Below are 16,582 nucleotides of genomic sequence, written 5' to 3'. Positions count from 1 at the left end.
CAGCCCCAACGCCCCTCGGCCGTCGTCGTCCTACTGGTTCTTGGCGTCGCCCACGCGGTGCACGCGGATGGCGTTGGTGGACCCGACCTTGCCCGGCAGCGACCCGGCCACGATGACCACGGTGGAGCCGTTCTCGACGCGGTGGATGTCGAGGAGGGCCTTGTCCACCTGGGCGACCATGTCGTCGGTGGTGTCGACGAAGGGCACCAGGAACGGCTCCGTGCCCCACGTCAGGGCGAGCTGGTTGCGCGTGGCGGCGTCGGGCGTGAACGCCAGCGCGGGGATCGGGGAGCGCAGGCGGGCCATGCGGCGCGCGGAGTCGCCCGAGACCGTGAACGTCACCAGCTGGCTGGCGCCGATGTTCTCGGCGATGGCCCGGGCCGCCCAGGTGACGGCGCCGCCCTGGGTGTGGGGCGTGGTGCCGAGGGGGCGGATCCGGTCCAGCGCCTCCTTCTCGGTGTTCGCGATGATCCGGGCCATCGTCTGGACCGTCTCGATGGCGAACTCGCCGACGCTGGTCTCCCCGGAGAGCATCAGCGCGTCGGCGCCGTCGAGGACGGCGTTGGCGACGTCGCTGGCCTCGGCGCGGGTCGGGCGCGGAGCGCTGATCATCGACTCGAGCATCTGCGTGGCCACGATGACCGGCTTGGCGTTGCGGCGGCACAGCTCCACGGCGCGCTTCTGCACGATCGGGACCTGCTCCAGCGGGAGCTCCACGCCCAGGTCGCCGCGGGCGACCATGACGCCGTCGAAGGCGGCGACGATGCCCTCGAGGTCGTCCACGGCCTGCGGCTTCTCGACCTTGGCGATGACGGGGCGGCGGACGCCCACCTCGTCCATGATCGCGTGCACGTCGACGATGTCGGCACCGGAGCGCACGAACGACAGCGCGATGAAGTCCACCCCGGTCTTCAGCGCCCAGCGCAGGTCGTCCGCGTCCTTGTCGGACAGGGCGGGCACGCTGACGGCCACGCCGGGCAGGTTGATGCCCTTGTTGTTCGAGACCGGGCCCGGCACGACGACCTTCGTGTGCACGCGGGGCCCGTCGACGGCGACGACCTCCAGACCCACGCGGCCGTCGTCGATGAGCAGCGGGTCACCGGGGGCCACGTCACCGGCGAGGCCCTTGTAGGTGGTGGAGCAGATCTCCTTGGTGCCCGGGACGTCCTCGGTGGTGATGGTGAAGCTGTCACCGACGGCCAGCAGGTGCGGGCCGTCCGTGAAGCGACCGAGGCGGATCTTGGGGCCCTGGAGGTCGGCCAGGATCGCGACCGCGTGGCCGGCGGCGTCGCTGGCCTTGCGGACGAGGTTGTAGCGACGCAGGTGGTCGGCCTGGTCACCGTGGGACATGTTGAGGCGGGCGACGTCCATCCCGGCCTCGATGACGGCTGCCATCCGTTCCGGGGTGTCCAGTGCAGGCCCCAGCGTGCAGACGATCTTCGCGCGGCGCATGGACCCAACCCTAGGCCCGCGCCGAGCGGCGCTGACCTCGGGGGCACCCACCACGGGTCCGGGTGTGAACGTTCACATCCCGTTCACCTGGGCCGGGCGCCGGGCGACTGGCGCCCGGCGGTGGGACCGTCGGTCCCACCGCCGGACGACCCGTCAGACGACGAGCGGACGGGCGGACGGGGTCACGGGCGCCGGCAGGGTGCTCGGGCGCCCCGTGAGGAACTCGTCGACCGCCGCCGCGCAGGCGCGGCCCTCCGCGATGGCCCACACGATGAGGCTGGCGCCGCGGCCGGCGTCGCCCACCACGAACGTGCCGGGCCGCGAGGACTGCCAGCCCGCATCGCGCACGAGGGCACCGTCACGGCCGACCTCGAGGCCCAGCTGCTCGACCATGGGCATCTTCTCGACGCCGGAGAAGCCCAGCGCCAGGAGCACCAGCTGCGCGGGCAGCTCGCGCTCGGACCCCTCGACCACCGTGTACGACCTGTCCGGGTGGCGCACGACCTCGACCATGCGCAGGGCCTTCACGCCGCCCTCGCCGTCGTCGACCAGCTCGGTGGTGGACGCGGTGTAGACGCGCTCGCCGCCCTCCTCGTGGGCCGAGGAGGTGCGGAACACCAGCGGGTAGGTCGGCCACGGCTGGTTGCCCGTGCGGTCCGGCGGCGGGGTCGGGCCGATCGCGAGCTGCGTCACCGACCTCGGGTTCTGCCGCAGCACGGTGCCCAGGCAGTCCGCACCGGTGTCACCGGCGCCGATGATGATGACGTCCTTGCCCTCGGCCGTCAGGCGCTTCTCCGCGGGCACCGAGTCGGGCACGGGCTGACCCAGGGCCAGCTTGTTGCCCTGCGGCAGGAACTCCATGGCCTGGAGCACGCCGCGCAGGTCCCGGCCGGGCACGTCGAGCTCACGCGGCTGCAGCGCGCCGACGGCCATGACCACGGCGTCGTACCGGTCGGCCAGGCGGGCGGCGTCGACGTCTCCGCCGACGTCCACCCCGGTGCGGAAGCGCGTGCCCTCCGCCTCCATCTGCGCCACGCGCCGGTCGATGTGGCGCTTCTCCATCTTGTACTCGGGCACGCCGTAGCGCATGAGGCCGCCCAGGGCGTCGTCGCGCTCGTAGACCGCCACGGTGTGCCCGGCGCGCGTGAGCTGCTGGGCGGCCGCCAGCCCTGCGGGACCGGAGCCGATGACGGCCACGGTCTTGCCGGTGAGGCGCTCGGGCGGCAGGGGCTGCACCCAGCCCTCGTCCCAGGCGCGCTCGATGATCGACTCCTCGACCAGCTTGATGGTCACCGGGTCCTGGTTGATCCCCAGCACGCACGCCGCCTCGCACGGGGCGGGGCACAGCTTGCCGGTGAACTCCGGGAAGTTGTTGGTGGCGTGCAGCTGCTCGATCGCCTCGCGGAAGTCGCCGCGGCGCGTGAGGTCGTTCCACTCGGGGATGAGGTTCCCCAGCGGGCAGCCGTTGTGGCAGAACGGGATGCCGCAGTCCATGCAGCGACCGGCCTGGCGGGACAGCACGCCCGGCTCGACCGGCTCGTAGACCTCGCGCCAGTCCTTGATGCGCACGGGCACCGGCCGGCGCGGGGCGTTCTCGCGGGTGGGGGTGGTGAGGAACCCTCGGGGGTCAGCCACGGACGGCCTCCATGATCTGCTGCCAGACGTCGGCGCCGTCGGGGTCGTTCCCCTCGGCGATGGCTGCCTCGCGCAGCGCGGTGACGCGCGCGAAGTCGCGCGGGACGAGTGCCGTGAACCTGCTGAGCGCCTCGCCCGAGAGCGCGCCGCCCTCCAGCAGCGACGCGGCGACGGCGGAGCCGGTCTCCTCGACGTGGCGGGCCAGCAGGCGGGCGACGAGCTCGCGCTCGGCGTCGCTCCCCTCGGCCAGGGGGCGCGAGGTCAGCTCACCGCTGCGGACGGCCGCGGCGTTGAGCTTGTCCGGCACGAGGTCGAGCACGTAGGCGGTGCCGCCGGACATCCCCGCACCGACGTTGCGGCCGGTCTGCCCGAGGACGACGACGACGCCGCCGGTCATGTACTCGCAGGCGTGGTCGCCCGTGCCCTCGACGACGATCGACGCGCCGGAGTTGCGCACGGCGAACCGCTCCCCCACCCGGCCGGACAGGAACAGCTCCCCGGAGGTGGCGCCGTAGCCGACGGTGTTGCCGGCGATGACGTTCTCCACGGCGCCCGCGCCCGCGAACGGCGCGGACTCGTGCGGCGTGACGACCACGCGACCGCCCGAGAGGCCCTTGCCGACGTAGTCGTTGGCGTCTCCGACGAGGCGCAGCGTGACGCCGGCCGGCAGGAACGCGCCGAACGACTGGCCCGCCGAGCCCACGAGGGTGAGGTCGATGGTGCCGTCCGGGGCGCCGTCGGGCCCGAAGGCCTTGGTCACCTCGTGCCCGAGCATCGTGCCCACGGTGCGGTTGACGTTGCGGATGGCGAACGTCGCGCTGACGTGCTCACCGCTGTCGAGCGCGGCCCGGCTGGCCGCGATGAGCTGGTGGTCCAGCGCCTTCTCCAGCCCGTGGTCCTGCGCGGACGTCTGGCGGCGGGCGGCGCCGTCGGCCACCTCCACGTCCGCCAGCACCGGGGACAGGTCCAGCCCGGAGGCCTTCCAGTGCTCCACGGCGCGGCGCACGTCGAGCGAGCCGACCTGGCCGACGGCCTCGTCGAGGCTGCGGAAGCCCAGCGCGGCGAGGTGCTCGCGCACCTCCTCGGCCAGGTACTCGAAGAACGTCACGACGAACTCCGGCTTGCCCGTGAAGCGCTCGCGCAGGACGGGGTTCTGCGTGGCGACGCCCACCGGGCAGGTGTCGAGCTGGCAGACGCGCATCATGATGCAGCCGCTGACCACGAGCGGGGCGGTGGAGAAGCCGTACTCCTCCGCACCGAGCAGCGCCGCCACGACGACGTCGCGGCCGGTCTTGAGCTGGCCGTCCACCTGGACGCTCACGCGGTCGCGCAGGCCGTTGAGCAGCAGCGTCTGCTGGGTCTCGGCCAGGCCGAGCTCCCAGGGGGCGCCGGTGTGCTTGAGCGAGGTGAGCGGCGCCGCACCGGTGCCGCCGTCGTGCCCGGAGATGAGGACGACGTCGGAGTGGGCCTTCGCCACGCCCGCCGCGACCGTCCCGACGCCGACCTCGGACACGAGCTTGGTGTGCACGCGAGCCGCGGGGTTGGCGTTCTTGAGGTCGTGGATGAGCTGGGCGAGGTCCTCGATGGAGTAGATGTCGTGGTGCGGCGGCGGGGAGATGAGGCCGACGCCCGGCGTCGCGTAACGGGTCTTGGCGATGTTCGGGTAGACCTTCGGGCCGGGCAGCTGGCCGCCCTCGCCGGGCTTGGCGCCCTGCGCCATCTTGATCTGCAGGTCGGTCGCGTGGGTCAGGTAGGCGCTGGTGACCCCGAACCGGCCCGAGGCGATCTGCTTGATGGCGCTGCGGCGCTCCGGGTCGAGCAGGCGGTCGACGTCCTCGCCGCCCTCGCCGGTGTTCGACTTGGCGCCGAGCTGGTTCATGGCGATGGCGAGGGTCTCGTGCGCCTCGGCGGAGATGGAGCCGTAGCTCATCGCCCCCGTGGAGAAGCGCTTGACGATCTCGCTGACCGGCTCGACCTCGTCCAGCGGCACCGGCTGGCGCCCCGTCGCGGCGGCGTCCTTGAAGGAGAACAGGCCGCGCAGCGTCATGAGGCGCGTCGACTGGTCGTCGACGCGCTCGGTGTACTGGCGGAAGACGTCGTACCGGCGCGCGCGGGTGGCGTGCTGGAGGCGGAAGACCGTCTCCGGGTCGAACAGGTGCGGCTCGCCCTCGCGCTTCCACTGGTACTCCCCGCCCACGTCGAGGCGGCGGTGCGCGGGCGCCGCGCCCTCGACCGGGTAGGCGCGGGCGTGGCGGGCAGCCACCTCGGCCGCGACCACGTCGATGCCGACGCCGCCCAGCTGGGTGGTGGTGCCGGTGAACCAGCGGTCCACCAGCTCCTGCGACAGGCCGATGGCCTCGAAGACCTGGGCGCCGCGGTAGGAGGCGACCGTGGAGATGCCCATCTTGGACATCACCTTGAGCACGCCCTTGCCGAGCGCGTAGATGAGGTTGCGCACGCACTGCTGGGGGTCGGTGCCCTCGAGCACCCCGTGCCGGGCGAGGTCCTCGACGGACTCCATGGCCAGGTAGGGGTTGATGCAGGCGGCGCCGTAGCCGATGAGCAGCGCGACGTGGTGCACCTCGCGCACGTCACCGGCCTCGACCACGAGGCCGACCTGGGTGCGGGTCTTCTCGCGGATGAGGTGGTGGTGCACGGCGCTGGTGAGCAGCAGCGACGGGATGGGCGCCCAGACGGCGTCGGAGTCGCGGTCGGACAGCAGCACGAACCGGGCGCCGTCGGCGATGGCGGCCGACACCTCCGAGCAGATCTGGCCCAGGCGGCGCTCGAGCTCCTCGCCGCCCCCGGCCACGCGGTACAGGCCCCGCACGCGGACCGTGGCGAAGCCCGTGCCGTCGCCGTCGGCGTCGAGGTGGGTGATCTTCGCGAGCTCGTCGTTGTCGATGACCGGGAACGGCAGCCGCAGCTGGCGGCAGTGCTCCGGGGTGGCGTCCAGGGCGTTGGACTCCGGGCCCATCTCCACGCCGAGGCTGGTGACGACCTCCTCGCGGATGGCGTCCAGCGGCGGGTTGGTCACCTGCGCGAAGAGCTGGGTGAAGTAGTCGAAGAGGAGGCGCGGGCGCTCGGACAGCACCGCGATGGGCGTGTCGGTGCCCATCGAGCCCACCGGCTCGGCACCGGAGGCCGCCATCGGCGCGAGGATGAGGCGCAGCTCCTCCTCGGTGTAGCCGAACGCCTGCTGGCGGCGGGTCACCGACGCGTGGGTGTGCAGCACGTGCTCGCGCTCGGGGAGGTCCCCCAGCTCGATGAGCCCCTCGCGCAGCCACTCCTGGTAGGGGTGCTCGGAGGCGAGCTGCCCCTTCACCTCGTCGTCGGGGATGATCCGCCCCGGCTCGGTGCCGTCGCCGACGTCGAGCAGGAGCATGCGCCCGGGCTGCAGCCGCCCCTTGCTGACGACCCGCTCCGGGGCGATGTCGAGCACGCCCACCTCGCTGGCGAGGACGACGAGCCCGTCGTCGGTGACCCAGTAGCGGGAGGGGCGCAGGCCGTTGCGGTCGAGCACGGCGCCGATGAGGCGACCGTCGGTGAAGGTCACCGCGGCGGGGCCGTCCCAGGGCTCCATGAAGCTGGCGTGGAAGGCGTAGAAGGCGCGCCGGGCCGGGTCCATCTGGGCGTGGTTCTCCCACGCCTCCGGGATCATCATGAGGACGGCGTGCGGCAGCGAGCGCCCCGTGAGGTGCAGCAGCTCCAGCACCTCGTCGAAGGACGCGGAGTCGCTGGCGCCCGGGGTGCAGATGGGGAACAGGCGGGACAGGTCGCCCTCGATGAGCGGCGTGGCCAGCTGGCTCTCGCGCGCCCGCATCCAGTTGCGGTTGCCCCGCACGGTGTTGATCTCGCCGTTGTGAGCGATGTAGCGGAACGGGTGCGCCAGCGGCCAGCTGGGGAAGGTGTTGGTGGAGAAGCGCGAGTGCACGATCGCCAGCTGGGTGGCCAGGCGCCGGTCGGACAGGTCCGGGAAGAACGGCTCCAGCTGCCCGGTGGTGAGCATGCCCTTGTAGACGAGCGTGCGGCTGCTCAGCGAGGCGAAGTAGACGTCCAGCTCGCGCTCGGCGCGCTTGCGCAGGACGAACGCGAGCCGGTCGAGCTCGAGGCCGCCCACGCCCTGGTGGGACCCGGCGCCGGCCACCACGAGGTGGCGGAACCGGGGCATGCACGAGCGCGCGGTCTGTCCCACGAGGGAGGCGGTGACGGGCACCTCGCGCCAGCCGACGACCCGCAGGCCCTCCTCGGCGGCGGTGGCCGCGATCTCCGCCTTGGCGATCGCCTCCTCGGCGTCGTCGTCGGGGAGGAACCCCAGGCCCACCGCGTACTGGCCGGCCGGCGGGAGCTCCACGCCGGACGGGTCGGCCTGCTCGGCCCACACGGCGCGCAGGAACGCGTCGGGGACCTGGAGCAGGATGCCGGCGCCGTCACCGGAGTCGACCTCGGCGCCGACGGCGCCGCGGTGGTCGAGGTTGCGCAGGGCGGTGAGCGCCTGCTCCACCACCTCGTGGGTGGCCCCCGACCGGAGGTTGGCCACGAAGGCCACGCCGCAGGCGTCCTTCTCCGCGGCGGGGTCGTACAGGCCCTGCGCACCGGGCTGCGCGGAGAAGCGCTGCAGTGCGCGGGATGTGTCGCGCGTGGGGGCCATGGTGACCGTCCTCGGGGCTGGCCGGCGGGCAGAGCCCGCCGGGTGTGGTCTCGGGGCTGGCGGCAGTGCTGCTGCTGATCGACTGGTGGTGACTGGGTCGTCGAGCGGGGACGGCGCTGGCCCGGCACGCTGACAGGGACGATAGCACCGGCGGGGGACGTCTCCGGTGCTCGCGATCGTGACTGCTATCTCACATCGCGAGACGCAGCGTCCCGCCCACCGGACTCTCCGCCGCGGGGAGCCCCCTCGGGGGGCTCGGTGGCCGCTCCACCGCCGCTGGCCCTCCCCGCGACGCGCACCGGCGCACCGGCGACCGTCGTCTCGTCGTCACGGGCGTCACCGTCGTCGTCGGCCGTGGTGTCCGCCTGGGCGTCCCGGTAGGCGGCCGAGCGGGCCGGCACGAGCACCGAGTCCTCGACGCCCGGGTGGCGGCGGGCGCTCACCACGAAGGCGACCACGCCGGCCAGGCCCACCACGAGGCAGGTCCAGATGTTGAGGCGCAGGCCGAGGACCTGCTCGGCGGGGTCGATGCGCAGCGCCTCGATCCAGACGCGACCGAGCGTGTAGAGCACGACGTAGCCGAAGAAGACCCGGCCGTGGCCCAGGCGGAAGCGCCGCTGCAGCCAGATGAGGACGCCCGCCGCGGCCGCGTCCCACAGGAGCTCGTAGAGGAAGGTGGGGTGGTAGGTGGCGACGTCCTCGAACCCGGGCTCGCGGTGCTGCGGGCTGATCTCCAGCGCCCACGGCAGCGTGGTCGGGCGGCCGTAGAGCTCCTGGTTGAAGTAGTTGCCGACCCTGCCCACCGCCTGCGCCAGCAGCAGCCCCGGGGCCAGGGTGTCCGCGTAGGAGGAGAACCGGGCGCCGACCTGGCGGCAGCCGATCCAGGCCCCCACCGCGCCGAGCGCCACCGCGCCCCAGATCCCCAGGCCGCCGTTCCAGATGTAGAGGGCTGCGACGGGGTCGCCGCCGGGGCCGAAGTAGGCGTCCGGGGACGAGACCACGTGGTAGAGCCGGCCGCCGACGATGCCGAACGGCACCGCCCACAGGGCGATGTCGGCGATCTGGCCGGGCAGGCCGCCGCGGGCGCGCCACCGGCGGTCGGTCAGCCACACGGCCAGCGCGATGCCCGCCAGGATGCAGAACGCGTAGGCGCGCAGCGGCACCGGGCCCAGGTGCCAGACGCCCTGGGAGGGGCTGGGGATGGAGGCGAGGACGCCCGAGGAGGCGATGGTGGCCAGCACGGCGCCAGTCATCGGGTCACCACGACCTCACCCGCGGGAGCCGGCGACACCGGCGGCGAGGTCGCGCACGACGCGCTCCAGGCCGGGGACGCCGTCCTCGGACAGGGCGCGCACCAGCGCGGACCCGACGATCACCCCGTCGGCGTAGGCGCCGACCTCCGCGGCCTGCTCTCCCGTGGAGACGCCCAGACCCACGCAGACGCGCTCGGCACCGGCACCGCGCGCGGCGGTGACCAGGCCCTGTGCGGCCGGCCCGACCGAGGTGCGGGCGCCGGTGACCCCCATGGTGGAGGCGGCGTAGGTCCAGCCGCGGCAGGCCGCCGCGGTCGAGGCCAGCCGGGCCGGGGTGGAGGAGGGGGCCACGAGGAAGACGCGCTCCAGGCCGTGGGCGTCGCTGGCAGCCAGCCACTCCCCCGCCTCGTCGGGGACGAGGTCCGGGGTGATGAGCCCGGCGCCGCCGGCGGCCGCGAGGTCGCGCGCGAAGGCGGCCACGCCGTAGCGCAGCACGGGGGCCCAGTAGCTCATCACGAGCACCGGGGCGCGCTCGCCCTCGGGGGCCGAGGACAGCTGCTCCACCGACTCCAGCACGTGGCGGATGCGGGTGCCGCCGCGCAGCGCCGTCTCGGCGGCGGCCTGGATCACCGGGCCGTCCATGACGGGGTCGGAGTAGGGCAGGCCCAGCTCGATGACGTCGAGCCCGGCGGCCACGGAGGCGCGCAGGGCGTCGACGCAGCCGGCCTGGTCGGGGAAGCCGGCCGGCAGGTAGCCCACCAGCGCCGAGCGGCCCTGGGCGCGGGCGGCGTCGAGCGCGGAGGCGCTGCTCAGGCCGGCCGCGGGAGCGGTGGCGGGCGCTCCCGCGCTCTCGACGGTGCTCACCAGCCGTTCCCCTCGGTCTCCTCGACGGGCCCGCTGACCCGCTCGGCCTCGGAGGCCACGAGGTCGGCGTCGCTGACCAGCCCGAACCAGCGGGCGGCGGTGTCGACGTCCTTGTCCCCCCGGCCGGAGAGGTTCACGAGCACGACGCCGTCGGGGCCGAGCTCGCGCCCGGCCCGCAGGGCACCGGCGAGCGCGTGGGCGCTCTCGATGGCCGGGATGATCCCCTCCGTGCGGCACAGCAGCCCGAACGCCTCCATGGCCTGGGCGTCGGTGACGGGCTCGTAGCGGGCGCGCCCGATCGAGGCCAGGTAGGCGTGCTCCGGGCCGACGCCGGGGTAGTCCAGGCCGGCGGAGATGGAGTGGCTGTCGAGGGTCTGGCCGTCGTCGTCCTGGAGGACCATCGAGCGGGCCCCGTGCAGCACGCCCGAGACGCCGCCGGTGATGGAGGCCGCGTGGCGACCGGTCTCCACGCCGTCCCCGGCGGCCTCCAGGCCCAGCAGCTGGACCTCGGGGTCGTCGAGGAACGCGTGGAAGATGCCGATGGCGTTGGAGCCGCCACCCACGCAGGCCGCGACCAGGTCGGGCAGGCGCCCCACGCGGTCGAGCACCTGGGCGCGCGCCTCCACGCCGATGGTGCGGTGGAAGTCGCGCACCATGGCGGGGAACGGGTGCGGGCCGGCCACGGTGCCCAGGACGTAGTGGGTGTCGTCGACGTGGGCGACCCAGTCCCGGAACGCCTCGTTGAGGGCGTCCTTGAGGGTGGCCGTGCCGGTGCTCACCGGCACCACCTCGGCGCCCAGCAGGCGCATCCGGGCCACGTTGAGGGCCTGGCGCTGGGTGTCGACCTCGCCCATGTAGACCACGCACTCCAGGCCCATGAGGGCGGCGGCGGTGGCCGTGGCCACGCCGTGCTGGCCGGCGCCGGTCTCGGCGATGACCCGCTTCTTGCCCATGCGCTTGGTCAGCAGCGCCTGGCCCAGCACGTTGTTGATCTTGTGCGAGCCGGTGTGGTTGAGGTCCTCGCGCTTGAGCAGCACGCGGGCGCCGCCGGCGTGCTCGGCGAAGCGCGGCACCTCGGTGAGGATGCTCGGGCGGCCGGTGTACTCGCGCTGCAGCCTGTCGAGCTCGGCCGCGAAGGCCGGGTCCGCGGCGGCGCGGGCGTACTCCTCGTCCAGCTGGTCGAGCGCGGCGATGAGCGCCTCGGGCACGAACCGCCCGCCGAACTCCCCGAAGTACGGGCCGCGCTCGCCGAAGCGCTCGAACAGCAGGTGCTCGCCCGGCGACGACGGCGAGGTGGGGGCGCTCACGGCTTGGCGCTGCGCGAGACCGCGCGCAGCGACGGGTGGGAGCCGGCGGCGACCAGGTCGGCCACCGCGGAGCGGGGGTCCTTGCCGGTGACCAGGGCCTCGCCGACGAGCACGGCGTCGGCGCCGGCCCGGGCGTGCTCGACGACGTCGTGGGCGGAGCGCACGCCGGACTCGGCGACCCGCACCACCGCGTCCGGGATGCGGTGGGCGCAGCGCGCGAAGGTCGCGGTGTCGACCTCGAGGGTCTTCAGGCTGCGGGCGTTGACGCCGATGAGCTGCGCCCCGGCGGCGACGGCGCGGTCCACCTCGTCCTCGTCGTGCGCCTCGACCAGCGCGGTCATGCCCAGGGAGTGGACCCGCTCGACCAGCGAGACCAGGGCCTCCTGCTCGAGGGCGGCCACGATGAGCAGCACCAGGTCGGCGCCGGCCGCGCGGGCCTCCCAGACCTGGTAGCTCGAGACCACGAAGTCCTTGCGGAGCACCGGGACGTCGACCGCGGCGCGCACGGCGCGCAGGTCGTCCAGGCTGCCGCCGAAGCGGCGGCGCTCGGTCAGCACGCTGATGGCGCTGGCCCCGCCGGCCTCGTACTCCCGCGCGAGGGCCGCCGGGTCCTCGATGGACGCCAGGGCGCCCTTGCTCGGGCTCGACCGCTTCACCTCGGCGATGACGGTCACCTGTCCGCGCTCGTCACCGCTCGGACGCAGCGCCTCCAGGGCGCTCCGCGCCGAGGGGGCCTTGCGCGCGGCCTCCTTCAGCTCGTCCAGCGACGTGGCGGCCTGGCGCTCGGCCAGGTCCTCCCTGACGCCGGCGAGGATCTCCTCGAGCACGCTCACGCCACCAGGGTAGTCGGCGCCGGGGACACCCCCGTCCGCTCGCCTCCGCGGACCCGACCGGCACCCGGCGACCTGCCTCCTGACCTGCGACGACGTGCGCCGCCCCCGACCGGGTGCTGATCGAGAGGCGGACCGCCGCATGATCGCTACGGTTGCTGGCGGAAGGCCGCTCGCCAGCGGCGCAGGAGACGAGGAGGCCCCCGTGAGCACGCAGGACCCCTACGGCACGTCCGACCAGCCGCACCGCACCGGCTCGAGCGCGTCGGGCTCGCCCGGCTCGCAGCCGTCGTGGCAGCAGCAGGCGCCCGCCGCCCCCCAGCAGGGCTACCAGCAGCCCGCGCCCTACCAGGACGCCCCGCCCGCCCAGGGCGGCTACCCCGCCTACGCCGGCCAGGGCGGCTACGACCGCCCGGCGCCCAAGAACGGCGTGGGCCTGGCGGCGCTCATCCTCGGCATCCTCGGGCTCGTCGGCATCCTCGTCTTCGGCCTCGGCGGACTGCTCGGGCTCGTCGCCGTCATCCTGGGGTTCATCGGGGTGCGCCGGGTCAAGCGCGGCGAGGCGACCAACCGGGGCGCCGCCATCACCGGCATCGTCCTGGGCCTCATCAGCGTGGTCCTGGGGATCGTCGTGCTCATCGGGCTCGTGTTCCTCGGGTCCAAGGTCTCCGACTGCGCCACCTACCTGCAGAACGGCGACCAGGCCGGCTACCAGACGTGCATCGAGAACGGCCTCGGCGCCCAGGGCGCCACGAACTGACCGCTCGGGGCCCAGGCTCCGGCCGGCACGACGAGGGCCCGGTCACCAGCGGCTGCTGGTGACCGGGCCCTCGGCGTCGTGAGCTGGGGTCAGCGCACGGGCGTCGGCGAGCCGTGCTGCTGCGGGTGCTGCTTCTGGCCCTTGCCGGCGCGGCTGAGCGCCCAGCCGACGGGCAGGCCGAGCAGCATGACGACGATCCCGACCCAGAAGAGCCACACCATCGCGAGGACGACGGCGACGGAGGCGATGCCGGAGCCGAGCAGCCCCAGCCCGGCGCCCGCCCAGCCGGCCACCGAGTGGCCGTGGTCGATGTGCTGCTCGACCTCCTCGCGGCGTGCCTGCACGATCGGGTTGCTGTCGGCGTCGGTGCTCATCTCGCTCCTCGTGCTGCGGGCGGGCCCTGCGCCACCTGGCTGCGGCTCCGGTCCGGGACGTCGCGGCTCATTCTGCCCGGTCCCGCGGCGGCGCGTCGGACGACCCGTCGGCGGGTCCGTCGGTGGGGTCCTCGCCGCGGCTGAGCCCGTCCCACAAGCCCGCCCGGCTGGGGGCGGCGGGGCGGGCCGCAGGGCCGGGCGCACCCCCAGCGGCGCCGGCACCCCCAGCGCCGGCGGGGCCGGCGGCGGTCGGCGCCTCGAAGCGCTCGGAGGTCCCCCACGAGCGACCCGCCACCAGGGCGAGCACGCCGGACGCGGCGACACCCAGCGCCGGCAGCAGGGCCACCAGCGGCCAGGCGGTGGTCCGCGCGCCGTCGACCTCCCCGACACCGGTGGCGGTCCGCGCTGCCGCCACCGCGGCACCGACCGGGTCCACGAGCAGGGCGACCGCGCCGGCCCCGGCCGCCAGGCCGGCCAGCACCAGCAGCGCACCGGCGGCGACGCGGCCGGCGCCGCGCAGGGTGGACAGGGCCAGCGAGCCCGCCACCGCCACCACGCCCACGGCCGGCACCGCCGCCGCGGCGGTGCGTCCGGCCACGGGCAGGTCCGGGGCGCTGCCCCCGGGTCCCACCGGCAGCGCTGCGAGCACCCACGGCTGGGTGCTGACGGCCAGCAGGAGCCCGCCGGCCACGAGGCCCAGCAGGACGACGGGCGCCCGGCCCCGCAGCCGGCGCCGGGGCCGCGGGGCCGGCGCGCCCGGCTCAGGCACCGGACAGCGGCCGCAGCGCGCCCGCGCGGGCGACGGCGGCGAGCACCGCGGCCGCCTTCGCGCGGGTCTCGGCCTCCTCGCTGGCGGGCACCGAGTCGGCCACCACGCCCGCACCGGCCTGCACGCGCGCGACGCCGTCGCGCAGGACGGCGCTGCGGATGGTGATGGCCATGTCCAGGTCCCCCGCCACGTCGAAGTAGCCGGCCGTGCCGCCGTACAGGCCGCGCCGGACCGGCTCGAGGGAGTCGATGAGGGCCAGCGCGCGCGGCTTGGGCGCCCCGGAGAGCGTGCCGGCGGGGAACGTCGACTGCAGCACGTCGAACGCCGTCCGCCCCTCGCGCACGTCGCCGGTGACGGTGCTCACCAGGTGCATGACGTGGCTGTAGCGCCAGACCTCCATGAACTCGACCACCTCGACGGTGCCCGGGCGGCAGACGCGGGCGAGGTCGTTGCGGGCGAGGTCCACGAGCATGAGGTGCTCGGCGCGCTCCTTGGCGTCCGCGAGCAGGTCCGCGGCGAGCGCCGCGTCCTGCTCGGGCGTGGCCCCGCGCGGACGGGTCCCGGCGATCGGGTGGGTCATGGCGCGCCCGTCGGCGACCTTGACCAGCGACTCCGGGCTGGAGCCCACCACGTCGTAGCGACCGCCGTCGGGGTCGGCGAAGCGGAACAGGTACATGTACGGGCTGGGGTTGGTGGCCCGCAGCGCGCGGTAGACGTCGAGGGCGTCGGCCGGGCAGTCCACCTCGAACGTCTGCGAGGGCACCACCTGGAACACCTCGCCGTCACGGATGGCCGCCTTGGCCGCCTCCACCGCCGCCTCGTACTCGCCGGCGGTGGAGGTGCGCCGGGGCTGGGCGGCGGCCGCCGCCGAGGCCACCGCCGGGTCGAGGGTGGAGACGGTGGACGGCGCCGGCTCGGCGAGCCTGCCGGCCATCGCGTCGAGGCGGGCCACGGCGTCCGCCCAGGCCTCGTCGACGCGCTGGTCGGTGCCGTCGAGGTTGACGGCGTTGGCCACGAGCAGCACCGAGGAGTCGACGTGGTCGACCACGGCGAGGTCGGTGGCCAGGCACAGCGCGAGCTCCGGGGGCTCGGTGCCCTGGGAGCGCGGCGGGCTGGGGAGCTTCTCCCAGCGGCGCACCACGTCCCAGCCGAGGACGCCGACGAGCCCGCCGGTCAGCGGCGGCAGGCCCGGCAGGCGCGGTGTGCGCAGGGCCGCGAGGGTCTCGCGGACCGCCACCAGCGGGTCGCCGTCGAGGGGCACCCCCGCCGGCGGGGTGCCGAGCCAGTGCGCCTGGCCGTCGCGCTCGGTGAGCACGGCCGCCGAGCGCGCGCCGACGATGGAGTAGCGCGACCAGACGCCGCCGTGGTCGGCGGACTCGAGCAGGAACGTGCCCGTCGCCTCCCCCGCGAGCTTGCGGTAGACGCCGACCGGGGTCTCCGCGTCCGCCAGCAGGCGTCGCACCACGGGGATGACGCGGCGGTCGCGCGCCAGCGCGCGGAAGGTCGGCAGGTCGGGCCAGGTGGTGCCGATGCTGAGGTCGGGCGCCGGCGCAGCGGCGCCACCCCCGGCCGCGGGGTCCGTCGTCGTCGTGGTCGTCGGGGTCTGGGCGGTGGTCACGGGGCCGGCTCCTCGAGCAGCGGGCGGGCGTCGAAGCAGGTGCGGTCGCCGGTGTGGCACGCACCGCCGGTCTGGTCGACCGTGACGAGCAGGGCGTCGCCGTCGCAGTCGAGGCTGACGGTGCGCACGCGCTGCACGGCGCCGGAGCTGTCCCCCTTGCGCCAGTACTCCGAGCGGCTGCGGCTCCAGAACCAGGTGCGGCCCGTGGTGAGGGTGCGGTGCAGCGCCTCGTCGTCCATCCAGCCGACCATGAGCACCTCGCGGGTGTCGTGCGCCTGCACGACGGCGGCCACGAGGCCGGCGGCGTCGCGCTTCAGGAGCCCGGCGAGGGCGGGGTCGAGCGGGGAGCCGGTGGTCTCACCGGTGGTGGCGCTGCTCACGCCGCACATCATCCCAGTCCGGTGCGCCGCGCCGGGCTGGGCTGCGGGCGGTCGGCCAGCCGGTCGGCCAGCCGGTCGGCCAGCCGGTCAGCCAGGCGGTCGCTCAGGCGGTCGCTCAGGCGGTCGCGGCCAGGGGCTGCGCCGCGGCGGCGCCCCTGCCCCGCTCGTCGTCCTGCTCGTCGAGCTCCGCCTCGCGCTCGGTGACGGCCTCGGCGCGCTCGTCGGCCGCGCGGCGGCGCTGGCGCTGGCTGGCCTGCACGGCGAAGCGGACGCCGTGGTGGGGGTCCTCGGCCATGGAGCGCAGCACCTCGGCGCTGGTGGTCTCGTTGCGGGCCACGGCGGCGCGCACGTCGGAGCTGGAGTCCTGGCTGAGCTTGGACAGCAGCTTCTTGGGCGCGTCGGTGCGGCGCGCCACCTGCTCGCGGACCTCGGCGTCGTCGTCGCGGCTGAGCACCCAGAGGGCGTCCGTCTGCGCGGAGGGGTTCTTGGCCACGCGCAGGCGGGTGGCGGCGTCACGGCTGCGGGCCAGGGCGTCGAGCTGGTACCAGGCCGTGCTGCGCCGGCCGGCGAGCACCTGCTCACGGGTGATCCAGAGCACCGCCGTCCTCCTCCTGCTGGTGCGCCGCCCGCACGGACGACTGGTGACATCCTGCTCAGGTGCAGTCACTCTGCGCGAGGGCCGGGAGGGC

General features: G+C 74.9%; 13 protein-coding genes. 1 reads left to right on the top strand and 12 read right to left on the bottom strand.

Annotated features, from left to right (window positions below):
- Nucleotides 1-30 precede the first annotated feature (30 nt).
- The 7 genes from pyk to trpC form a co-directional block, all read right to left on the bottom strand.
- Entirely contained in the window at nucleotides 31-1,452 is a 1,422-nt protein-coding gene (gene pyk / locus H7K62_RS10350; RefSeq protein WP_186717835.1) for a pyruvate kinase, read from the bottom strand.
- A 153-nt stretch (nucleotides 1,453-1,605) separates the two neighbouring features.
- The gene (locus H7K62_RS10345) at nucleotides 1,606-3,087 is read right to left on the bottom strand and encodes a glutamate synthase subunit beta (protein WP_186717834.1); all 1,482 of its coding nucleotides are present in this window, start codon (nucleotides 3,085-3,087) and stop codon (nucleotides 1,606-1,608) included.
- Nucleotides 3,080-7,738 carry a glutamate synthase large subunit gene (gene gltB, locus H7K62_RS10340; RefSeq protein ID WP_186717833.1) on the bottom strand — a complete coding sequence of 1,553 codons (4,659 nt, stop codon included), beginning with the start codon at nucleotides 7,736-7,738 and terminating at the stop codon, nucleotides 3,080-3,082. The genes H7K62_RS10345 and gltB overlap by 8 nt, the downstream gene beginning before the upstream one ends.
- A 185-nt stretch (nucleotides 7,739-7,923) precedes the next feature.
- On the bottom strand, nucleotides 7,924-8,991 hold the full coding sequence (gene lgt, locus H7K62_RS10335) for a prolipoprotein diacylglyceryl transferase (RefSeq protein ID WP_186717832.1): 1,068 nt from the start codon (nucleotides 8,989-8,991) through the stop codon (nucleotides 7,924-7,926).
- A gap of 15 nt (nucleotides 8,992-9,006) precedes the next feature.
- Complete coding sequence (trpA, locus tag H7K62_RS10330; protein WP_370591722.1) at nucleotides 9,007-9,858, bottom strand: tryptophan synthase subunit alpha; 852 nt, start codon at nucleotides 9,856-9,858, stop codon at nucleotides 9,007-9,009.
- On the bottom strand, nucleotides 9,852-11,123 hold the full coding sequence (gene trpB, locus H7K62_RS10325; protein WP_186718015.1) for a tryptophan synthase subunit beta: 1,272 nt from the start codon (nucleotides 11,121-11,123) through the stop codon (nucleotides 9,852-9,854). Before trpB ends, trpA begins: the two co-directional genes overlap by 7 nt.
- 35 nt (nucleotides 11,124-11,158) lie before the next feature.
- Complete coding sequence (trpC, locus tag H7K62_RS10320; protein WP_186717831.1) at nucleotides 11,159-11,995, bottom strand: indole-3-glycerol phosphate synthase TrpC; 837 nt, start codon at nucleotides 11,993-11,995, stop codon at nucleotides 11,159-11,161.
- Between the two features lie 202 nt (nucleotides 11,996-12,197).
- Between trpC and H7K62_RS10315 the strand changes: the two genes are divergently transcribed.
- Entirely contained in the window at nucleotides 12,198-12,752 is a 555-nt protein-coding gene (locus tag H7K62_RS10315; RefSeq protein WP_222437357.1) for a DUF4190 domain-containing protein, read from the top strand.
- A gap of 89 nt (nucleotides 12,753-12,841) precedes the next feature.
- Here the strand turns inward: H7K62_RS10315 and H7K62_RS10310 are convergent, their stop codons facing one another.
- The 5 genes from H7K62_RS10310 to H7K62_RS23795 all read right to left on the bottom strand — a co-directional run bounded on the left by H7K62_RS10310 (nucleotide 12,842) and on the right by H7K62_RS23795 (nucleotide 16,491).
- Nucleotides 12,842-13,126, bottom strand: a complete 285-nt coding sequence (locus tag H7K62_RS10310) for an HGxxPAAW family protein (RefSeq protein ID WP_186717829.1) — start codon at nucleotides 13,124-13,126, stop codon at nucleotides 12,842-12,844.
- A gap of 67 nt (nucleotides 13,127-13,193) precedes the next feature.
- A complete protein-coding gene (locus H7K62_RS10305) occupies nucleotides 13,194-13,895 on the bottom strand; it encodes a Trp biosynthesis-associated membrane protein (protein WP_186717828.1) in 702 nt (233 codons plus the stop codon).
- Nucleotides 13,888-15,426, bottom strand: coding sequence for an anthranilate synthase component I (locus H7K62_RS10300; RefSeq protein ID WP_370591721.1), 1,539 nt, complete (start codon nucleotides 15,424-15,426; stop codon nucleotides 13,888-13,890). Before H7K62_RS10300 ends, H7K62_RS10305 begins: the two co-directional genes overlap by 8 nt.
- 83 nt (nucleotides 15,427-15,509) lie before the next feature.
- A complete protein-coding gene (gene hisI, locus H7K62_RS10295) occupies nucleotides 15,510-15,893 on the bottom strand; it encodes a phosphoribosyl-AMP cyclohydrolase (RefSeq protein WP_370591701.1) in 384 nt (127 codons plus the stop codon).
- A 115-nt stretch (nucleotides 15,894-16,008) separates the two neighbouring features.
- Complete coding sequence (locus H7K62_RS23795) at nucleotides 16,009-16,491, bottom strand: hypothetical protein (RefSeq protein WP_186717825.1); 483 nt, start codon at nucleotides 16,489-16,491, stop codon at nucleotides 16,009-16,011.
- Nucleotides 16,492-16,582 lie beyond the last annotated feature (91 nt).

The organism is Quadrisphaera sp. RL12-1S (assembly GCF_014270065.1).
Lineage (GTDB): Bacteria > Actinomycetota > Actinomycetes > Actinomycetales > Quadrisphaeraceae > Quadrisphaera.
The sequence above is the reverse complement of the archived record's forward strand: the minus strand, read 5'-3'. Positions and strand labels throughout refer to the sequence as shown.

Excerpts from the sequence above, each read along its gene's own strand:
- pyk (WP_186717835.1), bottom strand. The coding sequence starts at position 1,452 with ATGCGCCGCGCGAAGATCGTCTGCACGCTGGGGCCTGCACTGGACACC.
- gltB (WP_186717833.1), bottom strand. The coding sequence starts at position 7,738 with ATGGCCCCCACGCGCGACACATCCCGCGCACTGCAGCGCTTCTCCGCG.
- lgt (WP_186717832.1), bottom strand. The coding sequence starts at position 8,991 with ATGACTGGCGCCGTGCTGGCCACCATCGCCTCCTCGGGCGTCCTCGCC.
- H7K62_RS10310 (WP_186717829.1), bottom strand. The coding sequence starts at position 13,126 with ATGAGCACCGACGCCGACAGCAACCCGATCGTGCAGGCACGCCGCGAG.